Raw genomic sequence first — 16,712 nt, 5'->3', positions numbered from 1 at the left:
CGGGGGTAGTCGAACGTTTGTTTGAGGCTTGGGGGTTGACATGTTCGCGCCTTGGCCTATTCTCGAACATGTAATCGACTCGCAGAGGGGGTGAGGGACATGACACGACCATCGTTGACAGCTCTGGTTGACCAGATCCAGGCGGCACTGACCGAACTGGCGGCCGCCGTGGCGCATCCCACGTCCCTTGACTTCGACGCAGTCCATGAGGAGTTCGCCCGCCTGGAGAAGGTCTCCGAACTCAAGAGCTTCGCCGACGCCGCTTTCGCCTACGCAGCCGAACAGGCAGACGCCGGCCGACTCGTCGGCGCCGTCCACGCCTCCGAATACCTCACCCGCAAACTGGGATTGTCCAAGGCGGAGGCACGCTCCCGCCTGGACCGCGGCCACCGACTCTTCCACCCGCCGGAACCAGATCCCCTGCCGGACCCCGTTCCCGAACCGGATGAGAGCGAGGAGCAGCGCCGCACCCGGGAAGCAGAAACAGCCCGCATCCGCCAGGCTGAGGAGGAGCGCCGCCGCCGGGCGGCCGAGGCGCAGGAGCGGGCGCGAAAGGAAGCACAGGACGCGGCGGCCACCGCGGAGAAACAGCGGATGATTCAGCGCGAACTTGAACACCTCAACAAGCACGCCGCCCTGAGCCGCGAGGAACTTTTGGCCGAGGCGCTCGCCGAAGCCAAGCGCCGCAGCCTCGAGGATCTGCGTGTGTGGCTGCGGGAGCGCATCCGCCAATCGAACAAGCTGGGCCGCATGCCTAACGGCAAACCCGACCCGTGGGCCGCGCACCGCAAACGCAAGATCGTCATCGGCCCACAGGACGCCGACGGTGGCGCCCGGATCTCGATGTATCTGGCCGGAGCCGAACTGGCGGCGCTCAAAGCGGCGTTGGCCCCGGGGCGCGCCAAGGGCACCAACACCGACGTGCCGGTGGAGGAGGACAAACGGGAAATCTCCGCCCGCATGGCCGACCAGCTCGCGGAAATCATCCGCCACTACCTCACCACCGGCCCCGGCACTGCCCGGCGCCAGGGCATCGGCTCCATCGTGGTCTCCATGACCGCCGAGGAACTGAATAGCCTCTCCCCCACCGACCGCTTCCCCAGCAACACCGGGGACATGCTCAGCACGGCCGACATTCTCCGGCTCGGGGCCGCGGCCTATGACCTCGGGGTTCTGCACGACACCAACGGCCAGGTTCTCAACCTGGGGCGGACGGTCCGCTCGGCCAGCGTCATGCAGCGGCTGGCGCTATTCGCCCAGGAACTGTGCTGCACGCGAGGCCCCTGCCAGACGGGGCTCGCGCAGAGTCACATCCACCACATCACGGCTTGGGCGAAAGGGGGACGGACCGACATCGAGCACCTGACCATCCTGTGCCCCACGCACCACCCCGCCAACCGGGATGAACGCGACGGCGCCTTCGGTCTCGGCCACATGGACAAAGATCCCACCACCGGCCAAACCGGTTGGGTACCTCCCGACGGTCGCCCGATGGAGTTCAACGAATCCGCCTTCCACTCACAGTCCGCCGGGGCGAAAATCCGCAGACGCAGGCCAGCCGGGGCTGGCGTCAGCGAGCCGCCAGCTCCCGGATAACCTCGACCAACTGGGCCAGCGCCTTCCCGCGATGGGACAGGGAGTTCTTCTCCTCCGGGCTCAACTGCGCGGAGGAGCGCCCGGCCGCGATGCCATCGGCGGGCTGGAAGAGGGGGTCGTAGCCGAAACCGTTCTCCCCTACCGGCTCGCGCAGCAGCGTGCCCTCCCAGCGGCCCTCCGCGACATGCTCGGCACCATCCGGGGTGACCAGCGCGCAGACTGAGACGAAGGCGCAGGCGCGGCGGGCTTCCGGCACATGGGACATCTGCCCCAGGAGCAGCCGGTTATTCGCCTCATCATCGCCGTGGGCACCCGACCACCGGGCCGAGAGCACTCCCGGCATGCCGTTGAGCTCCTCCACCGCCAGGCCGGAATCATCGGCGATGCACACCAGGCCGGTTTCCCGGGCCCCGGCGCGGGCCTTGATCAGCGCGTTATCAGCGAAGGTACGACCGTCCTCGACGGGTTCCTCATAAGGGTCGACGTCACGCAGTGGGATGACCTCCACCCCGTCCACGCCAGCCGTGCTCAGGATGCGCTCCAGCTCGGCGAGCTTCTTGGCGTTGTTGGAGGCGACGAGCAGGCGCATGTCAGATACCCAGTGCGCTGCGCTGGGCGGCGATCAGCTCGCGGCAGCCCTTCTCCGCCGAGTCGAGCATGGCGTCGAGCTGGGTGCGGGAGAAATCACCGTGCTCGCCGGTGCCCTGCACCTCGACGAAGTGTCCGCCTTCGGTCATGACGACGTTGAGGTCGACCTCCGCGCGCGAATCCTCCTCGTAGGGAAGATCAAGGCAGACGTGGCCGTCGACCAGGCCGACGGAGACGGCGGCGACGGGCGGCAGCAGCGGCTCGCCGGGGACCACGCCCTGCTCCTTGAGCACCGCAATGGCGTCGGCGAGTGCGACATAGGCGCCGGTGATGGAGGCGGTCCGGGTGCCACCGTCGGCCTGGAGCACATCGCAGTCGATGTTGATGGTGTTCTCACCGAGCTGGCTCAGATCCACGGCGGCGCGCAGGGCGCGGCCGACCAGGCGGGAGATCTCGTGGGTGCGGCCCTTGACCTTGCCGGCCATGGACTCGCGTCGCATGCGCTCGTGGGTGGCGGCGGGCAGCATGGAGTACTCGGCTGTGAGCCAGCCCTCGCCGGAATCGCGCTTGAAGCGCGGCACGCCGAGCTCGACGCTGGCGGTGCACATGACACGGGTGTTGCCGTACTCGATGAGCACGGACCCGGCCGGGTTGGAGGTGAAACCGCGGGTGATGCGGATGGTGCGGAGCTGGTCGAGGTCGCGGCCGTCGGCGCGCTGGAAATCAGTCATGGTCCCAGGCTACCGGGGTGGGCTAGAACTCGAAGACCTGCCCCTGCTCACCGAATTCGACGGGCCCGTCGAATTCTGCGCGGGCGGCGGCGAGAGTGGATTCGACGTCCCCCCACGGTGGGACGTGGACGATGACCAGCTTCTTCACGCCTGCCAGGCGGGCGGCGCGGCCGGCTTCCGCGCCGGAGAGGTGCATGTCCGGCGGGAAATCCCCGTCTCCGGAGCACCAGGTGGCCTCGCAGAGGAAGACGTCAGCGTTGCGGGCGCACTCGATGAGCTGCTCAGTCCAGCCGGTGTCACCCGAGTAGGCGATGGTTTTGCCGGTGGTGTGCTCGGTGATGCGCAGACTGTAGGCCTCGACGGGGTGGACGGCCAGAAACGGGGTGACGCTGAGGCGGTCGATGATGTGGTCTTCGCCGGTGCGCCAGGGAGCGAAGGCGAAGGTGTCGGACATGTCGTCGACTTCGCCGGGGCTGTCGGCGGAGAGCACACCGAGGTGGCCGAGGGTGGTGGACGGTCCGTAGCAGAGGTTGCGTCCCTTCGCGGGGGCGGTGGGGTGGTAGCGCCGCCACACCATGAGCGAGGGGAAGTCGAGGCAGTGGTCTGCGTGCAGGTGGGAGAACACGACATGCGCGTCACAGGGGTCGTGCACCGCCTGGAGCTGCCCGAGGACGCCGGGGCCCATGTCCACGAGGAGGGCCGGGGAGTTGTCGACGTTCACGAGGTACCCGGACGCCGGGTTCGTGGGACCGCCGACGCTGCCGGAACTGCCGAGGATCGTCAACTTCATGGTGCCACTGTGCCATGGGGTGGGCATTTTCTCGAACGCAACGCAGGAAACGTCATCATATTGTGAGGCTTAACCCAGTCCGGCGACCTGATGCACCTGCCCCAGGCCGGGGCCAAGGAAACGTTCGGAGAGCAGGGCGAATTTTTCCGGATCCCCGGTGGATTCGAAGATTCGGGTGGGGGCCGGGTGGTTTGCGGGGTCAGCCAGGAGATCCTCCCGGGTGAGCACGCGCAGCACATCCTTGGCGGTTTCCTCCGCCGAGGACACGAGTGTGACATGGTCGCCGATGGCCAGCTGGATGACGCCGGAGAGCAGCGGGTAGTGGGTGCACCCCAACACGAGCGTATCGACACCGGCTGCCTGCAGCGGCTCGACGTAAGCTTCGGCGACACCGAGTATCTGGCGCCCTGAGGTGATGCCGCGTTCCACGAAGTCGACGAAGCTCGGGCAGGCCTGGGCGTGGGCGTGTACGCCGGGGTTGATGGCGAATAGGTCCTGGTAGGCGCCGGAGTTGACGGTGCCGACGGTGCCGATCACCCCGATGTGGCCGTTGCGGGTGGTGGCCAGTGCGCGCCGGACGGCGGGCTGGATGACCTCCACGACGGGGACGTCATAGCGCTCCCGCGCGTCGTGGAGGAAGGCTGCCGAGGCGGTGTTGCAAGCGATGACGAGCATCTTGCAGCCGCGCTCGACGAGATCATCGGCGATGCGGGTGGCGTGGGCCCGGACGTCGGCGATGGGAAGTGGCCCGTAGGGTCCGTGTGCGGTGTCTCCGATGTAGATGAGCGACTCGTGCGGCAGCTGATCCATGATGGTGCGGGCGACCGTCAGGCCGCCGACACCGGAGTCGAAGATGCCGATCGGGGCGTCAGGTGTTCTCACACCGACCATGCTAGCGCGAGCCGGGGCGCCCGCCGTATCGTCCGGCGTAGTGGTCGGGGTTGCCGATGGCGGCGACGATCTTGCTCATGGCATCGCTGAAGTGGCGCTGCTCCTCGGGCTCGAGGTTGTCGAAGATGAGCTTGCGAACCTCGTTGACGTGCCCCGGGGCTGCCTGTTCGAAGAGGGCGAGGCCACCTTCGGTGAGCTGGGCCAGGGTGGAGCGGCCGTCATCTGGATCGGGCAGACGCTGCACGAGCTCCTGCTTCTCCAGGCGGGTGACCACGCGGGAGAGGTGGGAGAGGGTCATGTCGCAGGCGGAGGCCAGCTCGGTCATGCGCAGGGTATGTTCCGGCGACTGCCACAGTTTCGTCAGTGCGAAGTAGTCATAGTGGCTGATGCCGGCATCTCGCTTCAGCTGCGCCTCTAGGCGGGTCGGCAGCCAGACGTGGAAAGACCAGACATTCGCCCAGGTTTCAGACTCCTGCTCGGACAACCACTCGACGTGTCGATTACTCATAAGTACCTATGCTACTCGTTCCACTCACAGTTACGGAAGAAAGGGTTGTGAGTTTCTTAAAATAAACCGGACCCTATACATTCTAGACCCGCCCGGGCGGTGTCCCACTGTGATTCCCGCCAAGTTCTTTTGCCTGCCTACGGGCCTGCAGCGCAGGGGGATCGTCGGAAGTGATGAATATCCCCGCACCGATGCCCCCGAGTGCCCCAAACAGGTGCGCCTGCCACGACACTCCGGGTACCCCCGGAAGTACCCCCAGCAGTAGCCCTGAGTAGGTGACTCCCAGCAGGATGCCGAGGAGGATTTGCGAAATGCTCCGGTTGAAGATGCCGCGCACGAGAAGGTAGCCGAGCCAACCGTAAACGAGCCCCGAGGCGCCGATGTGGTTGGTGCCGACCCCGCCGAAAAGCCACACCCCGAGACCGCCGACGAGGACCACGATGATGGTTACCTCCCACCACACGCGCGCCCGCGATAAACCTATGAGGAAGCTGAAAATGGCTCCGGGGACGGTGTTGGAAAGGAGGTGTTCCGCATTTGCGTGCAGCAGTGGCGACGTAAGGATGTGCCAAATTGACGAGACATCCAGCGGGTGGATCCCGAAGAAGACCAGCCGCCCTGCGAACAGGAAGGTATTGACAATGTGTACTGCCCAAATGGCGATGACGAACGCCGCCGCGAACATCAATCCGGAGCGCACGGGCCGGCGGCGGGCAGGTGGGGACACAGGTTGTTGACTCATCGTCTTCCACTCTAATTCAGTCGGCCAGGATCGCGGACCAGACGCCGAGCCCGTGGCCCGGTTCGGCCCGCACGATGGCATCGACCATCGCCGCCTGCACCACATCCGCCGCCGCTGTCGACAGCTCCGTGAGCTTCTCGACGCCCACCCCACCCGACTGCGCCGCCGTCGTCACCGCGAACAGCGTGTCACCGTCCAAGGGAGAGTGCGCGGGGCGCACCGCGCGGGCGATACCGTCATGCCCGACCATCGCCAGGCGGGTGACCTGCCCCGGGGTCAGGGGCGCGTCCGTGGCCACCACCCCGATCGTGGTGTTGAGTTTCGCTGCCGGGTGCTGCAGGGCGCCGAAGGCCTCCAGATCAACCGCCGGGCGCTGCGGGTCGCCCCACAGCAGGCCAGTCGCCGGGTCAATGACCGAACCCACCGGGTTGGCCACCACCAAGGCGGAGACCGTGTACTCCCCCACCGGCTGCGAGGCCTGCCCCACCCCGCCGCGCAGCACCCCCGCCATGGCGCCACACCCGGCACCTACGCTGCCACTGCCGTCCCCACCGCCCTCCAGAGCAGCCCGCACCGCCTTTTCACCATCGGCGGCCTGCGGGCGGTGCGTGGGATCACCGACGAAGAGGTCGAAGATGACGGCGGCCGGCACGATCGGCACCCGCGGACCGTCCCGGCCCTCCCCCAGCACCGGGAAGCCCCGCCCGGCGCGCTCCAACTCGCGCATCGCCCCGTCCGCGGCGGCCAGCCCGAAGGCAGAACCGCCCGCCAGGATGATCGCGTGGACGCGTTCGACCGTGTTGTGCGGCGCCAATAGGTCTGTTTCCCGCGTCCCCGGGCCCCCGCCCCGTACATCTACCCCGGCAACCATGCCGCGCGGATCCTGCGACACGATGGCGGTGACGCCCGTGTCCCCGGCCGAATGATGGCCGACGGCGAGACCCGGGACGTCGATAAGCATGTCAGTCCATCAGGGCCGTGAGCAGGCTGTCCTGGTTGAAACCCAGCCACTCGACGAGGGTATCGGCGTCCTCCCCGGCATCCTCGGAGGCGGCCAGATACAGGCGCAGATCATTGAGCCCGGCGAGGAAGGCGTGAGCCTCCTCCTGGCTGAGGGTGATCTCCACGCCACCGTCGGGGCCAACCTTCTCGGCGATGACCTGCAGGTTGGACAGCTTTGCGCGGCAGATGTCGTTCTCGTGGAGGCTACGCAGCAGCGAATTATCGCCGTCGTACTCCTCGTCCCCCTCGCGTTCGAAATCCGGCAGCAGACGCGCCATCCCGGCATCCTCCGGGGCGTCCTTATGCCCGCTGGGAATGCCCGTGAGCTCAGCCAGCTCATCCTTCGGCGCCGACTGCGCCCGCTGCATGATCGCCTCGCTCACCCCCGACACAAGATCGCCCAGCACCTCCCGCTCCATCGGCTCCAGCACCGTCTGGAAACGCGGGGCCCGCATGAGCCCCTTCTTCTTCCGCCACGCCTGCATCCGGCTCTCCTTATCCCGCCTGCTGCATCGTCGCCCACAGGCCCGCGGTGTGCAGCTTCTTCACGTCACCCTCCACCTTGTCCTTCTCACCGGAGGAGACAACGGCCTTGCCCTCCGTGTGGACCTGCATCATCAGCTCATTCGCCCGCTTACGGTCATAGCCCAGCACGGTCTGGAACACATAGGTGACATAGCTCATGAGGTTGACCGGATCGTCCCACACGATGCACATCCACGGGAGGTTCTCCGCGGTCGCGACATCAACCTCGATGGCCTCATCGAGTTCCGGGGTCGCCATGGGGGAACCCATGCCGGGGGCCGTCATCCACACTGCACCACTCATGGGTCACAGCCTAGTCAACGGCGGCCCCGGAAGGCAGCACGGGCGCGCGCCCTGTGGATAAGAGCTCACGCGGGGTGTACCTTTACACACTAGATTCAGCAACCGACCACCCCGCAGGATGTGATCACTGATGCTCCGGATGTCCTCTACCCCATGGCACTCCCCGGAAGGTCTGAAGACTCTCCTGCTCAACACGGGCACTCTCATCACCGTCGTCGGTCTCATCATGACCTTGCTCATGGCGGTGCTGCCCGGCGGCGGTGACATCGTCGATGACATCGACACAGTTGACACCGGTTACGTCCAGCCGGACCCAGATACCCAGGCCGCGCTGGATAAGATCCGTGAGGATGTCGGCCTGGCGCTGCTTCAACTACGTGCCGAGGAAGGGGTGGCCCCGGTCGCCATGACCCCGGGTCTGCAGTTCGCGGCCCAGCGCCAGGCCGAGCGGAACGCCGTCGCCGGCGAGGAACTGCCCTCCCCGCACAACGTCACCATGCTGCAGTACTCCATGCCGCTCGACACCGCCTCCGGCCACGCCGTCGTGGACGCCTGGCTGCATTCCGAGGCCCACGCCGCCCAGATGCTCCACCCGCGCTACACGCTCTACGCCACCGCCGTCACCTTCGGCCACGGCAAGGTGTGGGTGGCACTGCAACTGGCAGAGGTCTAGCCACCGTCCCTGCCCACCGATATACAGTGGGCGATGTGAACCAGAACGCACCTAACCCCGGGGCGGCGTCTGTGCCGCCGAATCGCTCGACGTCCCTGCTGACGGACATGTACGAGCTGACCATGCTGCAGGCCGCGCTGCGTGATGGCACCGCCCACCGGCAGTGCACCTTCGAGGTCTTCGCCCGCCGGCTGCCCAATGAACGCCGTTACGGTGTCGTGGCCGGTACTGCGCGTGTGTTGCGCGCCGTGCGGGACTTCGTTTTCACGGAGGATCAGCTCTCCCACCTGGAGTTCCTCGACGATGAGACCCGTGAGTACCTGCGCAATTATCGTTTCACTGGCCAGATTGATGGCTACCGGGAGGGGGATATTTACTTCCCGTATTCCCCACTGCTGACGGTGCGTGGCAGCTTCGCGGAGTGTGTGATCCTGGAGACGGTCATCCTGTCGATCATGAACGCGGATTCGGCGATCGCCTCCGCCGCGGCCCGTATGGTCACGGCCGCGGATGGTCGTCCGATCATTGAGATGGGATCGCGCCGCACCCACGAGTACGCGGCCGTCACCGCCTCCCGGGCTGCCTACCTGGCGGGTTTCACGGCCACCTCCAACCTGGAGGCCTCGCACCGTTACGGCATCCCGGCCTCGGGCACCGCCGCACACGCCTGGACGCTGCTGCACATCAATGCGGACGGCACCCCCAATGAGGAAGCTGCTTTCCGTTCGCAGATCGATTCCCTGGGCGTGGACACCACCCTGCTGGTGGACACCTACGACATCACCAAGGGCGTGGAGACTGCCATCGAGGTCGCCGGTCCGGAGCTCGGCGGGGTCCGCATCGATTCGGGTGATCTCGCGGCCGTGACCCGCCGGGTACGCAAGCAGCTCGATGAGCTGGGCGCGCATGACACGAAGATTGTTGTGTCCTCCGATCTGGATGAGTTCGCCATCGCCGGTCTGCGCGGTGACCCGGTGGATGTTTATGGCGTGGGCACCTCGGTGGTGACTGGTTCCGGCGCCCCGACGGCGAGCATGGTCTACAAGCTGGTCGCGGTCGACGGGCATCCGGTGGCGAAGCGTTCGCGCGGGAAGGGCATGACGGGCGGTTCGAAGCAGGCGATCCGTACCTACCGTTCTTCCGGCGTCGCCGTCGAGGAGCTGGTGTTCCCCTTCGATGCGCAGGCCCCGGACACCGGTCGCTTGTCCTCTACGCAGTTGACGGTGCCGCTGGTGCGCGATGGCGTAACCGTTGATGGTTTGCCCTCCCTGGAGGAGTCCCGCGCGTACCTGGCGCAGCAGCTGCTCACCCTCCCGTGGGAGGGGTTGGCGTTGTCGCGGGATGAGCCGTCGATCAGCACTCGGTTTGTGGGTTTCCCGGAGTGACGGAAGAGCCACTGTCGCAGTCGACTGACACGCTTCTCGACGCCGCCGTCACCGCCCTCGGCGGTTCCCGTCGGGACGGCCAGGTGGCGATGGCGCGCGCGGTCACTCGCGCCCTTGAAACACAGCGCCACCTGGCGGTGCAGGCGGGCACGGGTACGGGTAAGTCCTTGGCCTACCTGGTGCCCGCAATTCGCCACGCGCAGGCGACGGGCACGGCGGTGATCGTGTCGACAGCGACGATCGCCCTGCAACGTCAGCTGGTTGAACGCGATCTGCCCCGCCTGGTGGAGGCGCTGGAACCGGAGATGGAACGCCGGCCGACTTTCGCGATCCTCAAAGGCCGCTCCAACTACGTGTGCCTCAACCGGATCGGCGCGGCGGAAGATCCCGAGGATGCGCTTATCGACGAAGCCGACGTGTCCTGGCTCGGCCGCCACGTGGCCCGCGTCCACGAGTGGGCGCAGGAGACAGAATCCGGGGACCGGGATGACCTGGAGCCGGGCGTGCCGGATCTGGCCTGGCGGCAGGTCTCGGTCACCGCGCGGGAGTGCCTGGGGGCCACGCGCTGCCCGCACGGGGAGCAGTGCTTTGCGGAGGCCGCGCGGCAGCAGGCTCACGAAGTGGACATCGTGGTGACCAACCACGCGCTGCTGGCCATCGACGCGCTCGCCAACATCGATATCCTCCCGGAGCATGACGTGGTCATCATCGATGAGGCCCACGAGCTCGACGGCCGGATCACCTCCGTCGCCTCGAATGAGCTCTCCCGCACCGCGCTGACCCTGGCGGCGAAACGCGCCGGCAAGCTCGACGCCGACGGGAGCGACGACAAGCTCGTGGAGCTCACCGATGACTGGTTGGCCGCCGCCGCCCTGCTCCCCGATGGCCGTTGGACAGACATCGACGACACCGCCCGCGGCCCCCTGGCCGGGCTGCGGGACGGCCTGTGGTCACTGCGCGAGGCCATCGCCCGCGCCCCCGAGGGGGAGTCCGCCGACGACCCGGAGAAGTACGCCGAACGTCAGAATCTGAGCAATCATCTCCTGGAGTTGCACGACGCCATCGTGCGGGTGTTGACGGTGTTTGATGAGTCCGACCCGGCGTCGCAAAGCGATGTCGTGTGGTTGGCCCGCGATGACCGCCGCGGCGATGTTCTCACGGTGGCGCCTCTGTCGGTCGCCGGGCTGCTGCACGAGCGCCTGTTCGGCGAGCAGACTGTGGTGCTGACCTCAGCGACGCTGGCCATCGGGGGTCGTTTCGACCATATGGCCGCCTTCCTGGGGATTCCCCGGGGCACGTGGGACGGCCTCGACGCTGGCACCCCCTTCGACCCGCAGAAATCCGGCATCCTCTACACCGCCCGGCACCTGCCGGATCCGGGGCGGGATGGCCTGGCGGAGCAGACCCTCGATGAGATCTATGACCTCATCATGGCGGCCGGGGGCCGCACCCTCGGGTTGTTCTCCTCCCGGCGCGCGGCGGAGCAGGCTGCGGAGGCGATGCGGGCGCGCCTGCCCTTCGACGTCTACTGCCAGGGCGAGGACTCCACCGGCGCGCTGGTGGAGAAGTTCGCCCGGGAGGAAAACGCCTGCCTGTTCGGCACGCTCACCCTGTGGCAGGGTGTGGACGTGCCGGGCCCCTCGTGTTCGCTGGTACTCATCGACCGGGTGCCCTTCCCGCGCCCCGATGATCCGCTACTCCAGGCCCGCAAAGAGGCCGCGGAGGCGGAAGGGCGCAATGGTTTCATGGAGGTTGCGGCCACCCACGCGGCGCTGCTCATGGCGCAGGGGGCGGGCCGGTTGCTGCGTTCGGTCACCGACCGCGGTGTCGTCGCCGTGCTGGATAATCGCCTGGTGACCAAGCGCTACGGCTCATTCCTGCGGGCCTCGATGCCGCGTTTCTGGGAGACCACCGACCCCGCGGTGGTGCGTGGGGCGCTGCAGAGGCTGGTGACTCAGGGCCGGTAGACGACGCGGTCGCCGGTCCCCTGCACGGCGGCGTGCGCCATCATCACTGCGGTGAGCGGCTGGGTGATGAACACCCCGATCACCGTCAGGCTGCCGACTGCGCTGAGCAGTAAGGTGAACAGGATGAGCAGCAAGGATGCACCGAGGTTGTTCTTCACGATGTCGAGAGAACCCCTGAAAATCCCCGACAAGCCCGTTTCCGGTCGCGAGAATGCCAGGTAGGGCACGAACATCAGCAGCACGGCCAGCGCGAGCCCCGGCAGGATGAGCAGGACCATTCCGACGGTTACCGCCAGCCCCATGATCAGGTAGGCCACGAAGGGGATACCCAGCTCCCGGAGCTGGAAGAAGCTGCCCAGGGTCACCGTCTCCCCCTGTACCTGGCGCACGGCGTTGCGGTAGACGTTGAGTGTCCACACCATGCCGATGGCGAAGGCGATGAGGTAGGCGATGATGAGCGCCGCCACGGTCGCCGGGGCCAACGCCACGGCCTGGTCCTCCGACACCGTCTCACTGAGGGCGATGGGGATGACACCCACCGCAATGATTATCCCGATCAACGCGAGAAACACGAGCATCGACAACACCCAGGGCAAGAGGTTGGAGGACAGTGCCTTCCACCCCTGCGACAGGGATTCCACGGCGTCGAGGCGCCGCGGCGGGCCCGGCGGGATCATGTGCGGGGTCGGTGGTTGGTGGCCAGAGTATCCGGGGTATCCGGCGTAGGGATCATGGGGCTGGGTCATTGTCATCCCTCTCAGAGAAGTTTCCTGCCCCCAAGTATCCCACTGTTGCGTGATCGGGGTCGCCGCATGCGCGCCTACGATGGGGTTCATGTCGCTTAATCCTGTTCAGCGTGGGTGCGCCAAACCACATCACTGCGCCCCGGAGGTGCGGATGCAGGCCATGGCACGCTCCCCTCTCACCCGCGATCTCACCGCGGGGCAACGGGCGGAGTTAGACACGCACGTGCAGGCCCTGTCCTGGGCAGCGGGCGAGCCGCTTCTGCTGGCGGGTGATTCCCCCGGTGGGGTGTATCTCATCATGGCGGGTCGGGTACGGATCACCCGGGACACCGTCGACGGCGAGGAAATCACCGTTGATCTGGCGGTCCCGGGAGATGTCGTCGGCCCCCTGGACACCACGATGGTTCCCTTCCCCGATTCGGCCTGGGCCATGGACACCACGTGTGCACTGTTCCTGCCTGCGGATTCACTGGCGCAGGTTGTGGCGGAATTCCCGGTGCTGGCGGTGTCGTTGCTACAGCTCCAGCACCAACGGTTGAGCGCCGCCCGGGAACGGGAGGTAGCCCGGAGCACCCGCACGGTCGAGCAGCGCGTGGCCGGGGTGCTCCTCCACTTGGCCGAACGGATCGGTCAGACCCGGGCCGATGGTTCCATCCTGCTGCAGGCCCGGCTGCGCCGCGATGACATCGCCGGCATGGCCGCCACCACCGTGGAATCCGCCTCCCGCGCGATGGCGCGGATGAAGAGGGAGGGAGTGATTGATTCCGGTCGCGAGTGGGTTGCGCTTATCGACGCCGCCTCCCTCGCCGCTTATTGATCCACGCCAAGGAAGTTCCACCGCCTATTTCCTAGGGTCAGGGGTGAACCCCCGGAGACATCCGGCCTACAGAAAGGACTGGCGTTCCGAGGAATTCTCCTGCTCTTCGTGTGTGAGTAAAACCGAGACGAAGCTCAAGCGTGGCTGCAGTCAGTGCGCTGTTCATCGACAACTACTGGGAATCGGCCGCCGTGGCCTTCCTCTTTGCCCTGGGCAAGGCCCTGGAGAGAACGATGCTCAGCCGCTCCCGCCGGGCGTAGGCGGATCTGGTGGAATCCGCCCCGGATACCGCCACGGTGCTGCGTGACGGGGTCCCCGCCACCGTCGGGATCTGGGAGCTGAATCCCGGCGATGTCGTCCTCGTGTGCCACGGTGAGCAGGTGCGGGTGGACGGTCGGGTGATCTCCGGGCACGGCGGGGTCGAGGAGGCGGGTATCACCGGAGAGTCCATTCCGGCCGAGACGGCCGCCGGAGCAGAGGTGTTCGCCGGGACCTGGCTGCGTTCCGGTGTCTTAAGGGTGGAAGCGGTCGCCATCGGCGCAGACTCCACCCTGGCCCGGATCATCCACCGCGTGGAAGACTCCCAGGATGACAAGGCCCGGACGCAGACCTTCCTGGAGACGTTCTCCCGCTGGTACACCCCGGGTGCGATGGTCGCCGCCCTGGCCGTAGGGGTGTTCACCCGCGACGTCGGTCTGGCATTGACACTGCTGATCATCTTTATTCCGGACCACCGGCCGCCCCGAACTCAGCGACGTCCTGGTGCTTGACCACCGCTACGCCGAGTACGAGGTGCTGCGTCTGGCGGCTCGCGCGGAGACCGCCTCGGAGCATCCCCTGGCCGCGGCCATCATGCGCGGTGCGCAGCAACGCGGTCTGCCTGTGGAGGTTGTCGACCACGCTGATCCGGTCGTCGGGCGGGGCATCGTCGCCTGCGTCGAAGGGCACGACATTGCCGTCGGATCCGCTGAGCTCCTGGATGCCGACCCCCGCTCGCCGGAGATGGCGCGGCTCAACCGGGAGGGAAGGCCCGCTATGTATGTCGGGGTGGACGGGTAGCCGGTCGGTATCGTCGCGCTGATACTGGCCGGGGTCTTGTTGGGCGGGGTCACCATGGCACTGGCCATGCTCCTACATGAGGCATCCGTGCTGCTACGCCCCACCCCGCGGGACTACGTAGCGGCCGGCAGCGCCAGCACCGTCAGCGAATCGGCGGCGACCTCCGTGTACCCGGCGTCACGGACGGTGACCACCCCCGGTTCCCGGAGGTAGGAGCAGAACTCGGCGTGCGGGACCTCCCGGACGTCGAGTGCGAAACCGCACGCTGCCCACGCGCGCACCTCGTCCAAGGATAAAGCGGCGGCCAGGAGCATGCTGGCATGGCCCACCTGGGCGGCCGCCTTGCCGGTGCTCATGTGCAGGTCGGCGTCGACGAGGATGAGCGGTTGATGCCGGTCGGCGGGCGCCGGTTCATCGGCCGGGAGCTCGGTGCCCGTGATCTGTAGTTTCCGGACTTCCGGAGGTACCTCTGCCACGGAAGATGGCACGAAGGCCCGCGCCTTGGCCCCGCGGACGTCGATAGTCACGCCCGGTACCGCTTGCACGTCCTCCCAGGCCTTGTTCCGGGCCCGGCGGGCGACTTTGCGGATGAGGTGGTCGTACCAGCCAGTCAGCCCGGCCCGCCACTTCGGGTCCGAAACCACTTGCGGCGCCAGACACACGGCCACCACCGCCCGGGCGGCCGCCTCCAGGAGGTCGCTGCGGGCCGGCGGATCCTGCTTCGGCATGTGCAGCGCGATCTGCATCGCCTGGATCGTCTCCGGACGTTTGGGATCCTCGGAACGGGCGCGGCGATCATCGCTCACCCGGGCGCGCAGCAGATCATGCGCCCGGGCGAGCTCATCGCGGCCCTCCACTAGCGTGCGCTGATCTCAAGCGGGACGCGGTGGAAGGTGCCGTCCTCGCGGTCGGACTCGTCGATCTCCTCGCGCGGCACGCCGAGAATGTGCAGCACCTCATCGAGGAAGGGGTGGTTGACGGAGGTGTCCGCGATCTCGCGCAACGCCGGCTTGGCGTTGAAGGCGATACCCAGTCCGGCGGCAGAGAGCATGTCGATGTCGTTGGCACCATCCCCCACGGCCACGGTCTGGTACATCTGCAGGCCGGAGTCCTCCGCGAATTCACGCAGCAGCTCCGCCTTGCGGGCCCGGTCGACGATGTCACCGGTCACGCGGCCGGTGAGCTTGCCGTCGACGATCTCCAGGGTGTTGGCGCGGACGTAGTCCAGCTCCAGGTCCTCGGCGAGCTCCTCGAGCACCTGGATGAAGCCGCCGGAGACCACTGCGGTGCGGTATCCCATCTTGTGGAGGGTGCGGATGGTGGTGCGGGCCCCCGGGGTGAGGACGATGTCCTTGGCCACTGCATCGATGACGGAAGCATCCAGGCCCGCTAGGGTGGCCACCCGCTCGCGCAGGGACTCCTCGAAGTCGAGTTCGCCGCGCATGGCACGCTCGGTGACCTCGGCGACTTCGGCCTCTTTACCGGCGTGGGCCGCAAGCATCTCGATGACTTCGCCGGTGATGAGCGTGGAGTCGCAGTCGAAGCACACCAGGCGCTTGGAGCGGCGCAGCAGGCCGGCACGTTCGATGGCGATGTCCACCCCGAGGGTGGTGGTCAGCTCGGCGAGTGCCTTACGCATGGCCTGGCCGCCGCCCGGCTCCGGGTTGGCGACGGTGATCATGAGCTCCAGGCCGGTGATCGGGTAGTCGGCGATGCCGCGGATGCGGTCGATGTTGGCGTTGTAGTTCGCCAGGGTTTGGCCGATGGAGGAGACGTCGGCGGCGGTGACCGGGTTACCCAGTACCACGGCGACGTGGGTGGAACGCGGGCGGGAGGACAGGGCGTCGGAAGCCAGGTCCAGGGTGACGGACTGGCCGTGGCCGCGGAGGGTCTCGTTGAGGCCTTCCCGCAGACGCTCGACGCGCTCCGGCTGAACGCCGACATAGGCGGCAAGGTTGAGGTAGCCGCGGAACTGGGATTGCTCGACGTCGAGAAGCTGCACGTTGTGTGCGGAGAGCACGCGGAAGAACGCGGCGGTCACGCCGGGGCGGTCGCGTCCAGTCAGGGTAATCACGGCGGATTCCAATCCCGGCTGCAGGGCTACCTGGAGGGTACCGGTGTGCGGGTCGTCGGCGTCGATGGGGGCGGGGGTCTGATCTGCCACGGGGATCATTCTTTCGTGTGGGAGGAGTAGGTGGGCGGGCATGCCGCAGCCCCCGGCAGAGGTATCTACCGGGGGCTGTGTCAGTCGGAGGTGACTATGTCAGATCCTTGGTCTAGCGGACCTCGGCCGGGGACGGCGACTGAGTCTTCTCAGCGCGCTCGTCGTGGTGGCCGGTGTGTGCCTCGCGGCGCATACGCTCAACCATGTGCGGGTAGTGCAGCTCGA

General features: G+C 67.1%; 17 protein-coding genes and 1 pseudogene. 6 read left to right on the top strand and 12 right to left on the bottom strand.

Going from position 1 to position 16,712, the window contains the following annotated elements; genetic code table 11:
* Positions 1-99 precede the first annotated feature (99 nt).
* On the top strand, positions 100-1,596 hold the full coding sequence (locus Q4G50_RS03345) for an HNH endonuclease signature motif containing protein (RefSeq protein WP_303376228.1): 1,497 nt from the start codon (positions 100-102) through the stop codon (positions 1,594-1,596).
* On the opposite strand, the gene rdgB is transcribed toward Q4G50_RS03345, so the two are convergent.
* The 9 genes from rdgB to clpS form a co-directional block, all read right to left on the bottom strand.
* Positions 1,571-2,185: an RdgB/HAM1 family non-canonical purine NTP pyrophosphatase gene (gene rdgB, locus Q4G50_RS03340; protein WP_303376227.1), complete on the bottom strand. Its 615-nt coding sequence runs from the start codon at positions 2,183-2,185 to the stop codon at positions 1,571-1,573. The genes Q4G50_RS03345 and rdgB overlap by 26 nt on opposite strands.
* Position 2,186: 1 nt before the next feature.
* A complete protein-coding gene (rph, locus tag Q4G50_RS03335; protein WP_303376226.1) occupies positions 2,187-2,915 on the bottom strand; it encodes a ribonuclease PH in 729 nt (242 codons plus the stop codon).
* A 22-nt stretch (positions 2,916-2,937) separates the two neighbouring features.
* Entirely contained in the window at positions 2,938-3,705 is a 768-nt protein-coding gene (locus tag Q4G50_RS03330) for an MBL fold metallo-hydrolase (RefSeq protein ID WP_303376225.1), read from the bottom strand.
* A 69-nt stretch (positions 3,706-3,774) separates the two neighbouring features.
* On the bottom strand, positions 3,775-4,587 hold the full coding sequence (gene murI, locus Q4G50_RS03325; RefSeq protein WP_303376224.1) for a glutamate racemase: 813 nt from the start codon (positions 4,585-4,587) through the stop codon (positions 3,775-3,777).
* Between the two features lie 10 nt (positions 4,588-4,597).
* Positions 4,598-5,104 carry a MarR family winged helix-turn-helix transcriptional regulator gene (locus Q4G50_RS03320; RefSeq protein ID WP_303376223.1) on the bottom strand — a complete coding sequence of 169 codons (507 nt, stop codon included), beginning with the start codon at positions 5,102-5,104 and terminating at the stop codon, positions 4,598-4,600.
* An 82-nt stretch (positions 5,105-5,186) separates the two neighbouring features.
* Positions 5,187-5,846, bottom strand: coding sequence for a rhomboid family intramembrane serine protease (locus Q4G50_RS03315; RefSeq protein WP_303376222.1), 660 nt, complete (start codon positions 5,844-5,846; stop codon positions 5,187-5,189).
* A 16-nt stretch (positions 5,847-5,862) separates the two neighbouring features.
* The gene (locus Q4G50_RS03310) at positions 5,863-6,807 is read right to left on the bottom strand and encodes a P1 family peptidase (protein ID WP_303376221.1); all 945 of its coding nucleotides are present in this window, start codon (positions 6,805-6,807) and stop codon (positions 5,863-5,865) included.
* A gap of 1 nt (position 6,808) precedes the next feature.
* Positions 6,809-7,333, bottom strand: coding sequence for a DUF2017 domain-containing protein (locus Q4G50_RS03305; RefSeq protein ID WP_303376220.1), 525 nt, complete (start codon positions 7,331-7,333; stop codon positions 6,809-6,811).
* Positions 7,334-7,343: 10 nt separating this feature from the next.
* On the bottom strand, positions 7,344-7,631 hold the full coding sequence (gene clpS, locus Q4G50_RS03300; protein ID WP_303376291.1) for an ATP-dependent Clp protease adapter ClpS: 288 nt from the start codon (positions 7,629-7,631) through the stop codon (positions 7,344-7,346).
* Positions 7,632-7,815: 184 nt separating this feature from the next.
* Here clpS and Q4G50_RS03295 point away from each other — a divergent pair, with 184 nt between their 5' ends.
* From Q4G50_RS03295 to Q4G50_RS03285, 3 genes are all read left to right on the top strand, one after another.
* Positions 7,816-8,349 carry a CAP domain-containing protein gene (locus tag Q4G50_RS03295; protein ID WP_303376219.1) on the top strand — a complete coding sequence of 178 codons (534 nt, stop codon included), beginning with the start codon at positions 7,816-7,818 and terminating at the stop codon, positions 8,347-8,349.
* A 71-nt stretch (positions 8,350-8,420) separates the two neighbouring features.
* Positions 8,421-9,734 carry a nicotinate phosphoribosyltransferase gene (locus Q4G50_RS03290; RefSeq protein WP_303376290.1) on the top strand — a complete coding sequence of 438 codons (1,314 nt, stop codon included), beginning with the start codon at positions 8,421-8,423 and terminating at the stop codon, positions 9,732-9,734.
* Positions 9,731-11,701 (top strand): ATP-dependent DNA helicase, encoded by a 1,971-nt coding sequence (locus Q4G50_RS03285; protein ID WP_303376218.1) that lies wholly within the window; start codon positions 9,731-9,733, stop codon positions 11,699-11,701. The genes Q4G50_RS03290 and Q4G50_RS03285 overlap by 4 nt, the downstream gene beginning before the upstream one ends.
* Here the strand turns inward: Q4G50_RS03285 and Q4G50_RS03280 are convergent.
* Complete coding sequence (locus Q4G50_RS03280; RefSeq protein ID WP_303376217.1) at positions 11,689-12,447, bottom strand: hypothetical protein; 759 nt, start codon at positions 12,445-12,447, stop codon at positions 11,689-11,691. The genes Q4G50_RS03285 and Q4G50_RS03280 overlap by 13 nt on opposite strands.
* Positions 12,448-12,607: 160 nt before the next feature.
* Between Q4G50_RS03280 and Q4G50_RS03275 the strand changes: the two genes are divergently transcribed.
* A complete protein-coding gene (locus tag Q4G50_RS03275) occupies positions 12,608-13,264 on the top strand; it encodes a Crp/Fnr family transcriptional regulator (protein WP_303376216.1) in 657 nt (218 codons plus the stop codon).
* Between the two features lie 140 nt (positions 13,265-13,404).
* Positions 13,405-14,482 (top strand): annotated as a pseudogene (locus Q4G50_RS03270) (cation-transporting P-type ATPase); the annotation flags it as partial.
* Here Q4G50_RS03270 and Q4G50_RS03265 read toward each other — a convergent pair.
* Positions 14,437-15,180 (bottom strand): aminoacyl-tRNA hydrolase, encoded by a 744-nt coding sequence (locus Q4G50_RS03265; protein ID WP_303376215.1) that lies wholly within the window; start codon positions 15,178-15,180, stop codon positions 14,437-14,439. The pseudogene Q4G50_RS03270 and the gene Q4G50_RS03265 sit on opposite strands and share 46 nt — an antisense overlap.
* Entirely contained in the window at positions 15,180-16,487 is a 1,308-nt protein-coding gene (serB, locus tag Q4G50_RS03260) for a phosphoserine phosphatase SerB (RefSeq protein ID WP_303376214.1), read from the bottom strand. Before serB ends, Q4G50_RS03265 begins: the two co-directional genes overlap by 1 nt.
* Positions 16,488-16,712 lie beyond the last annotated feature (225 nt).

The sequence above is a fragment of the Corynebacterium sp. genome (genome assembly GCF_030538285.1).
In the GTDB taxonomy this organism is placed as follows: Bacteria; Actinomycetota; Actinomycetes; order Mycobacteriales; family Mycobacteriaceae; genus Corynebacterium.
The sequence above is the reverse complement of the archived record's forward strand: the minus strand, read 5'-3'. Positions and strand labels throughout refer to the sequence as shown.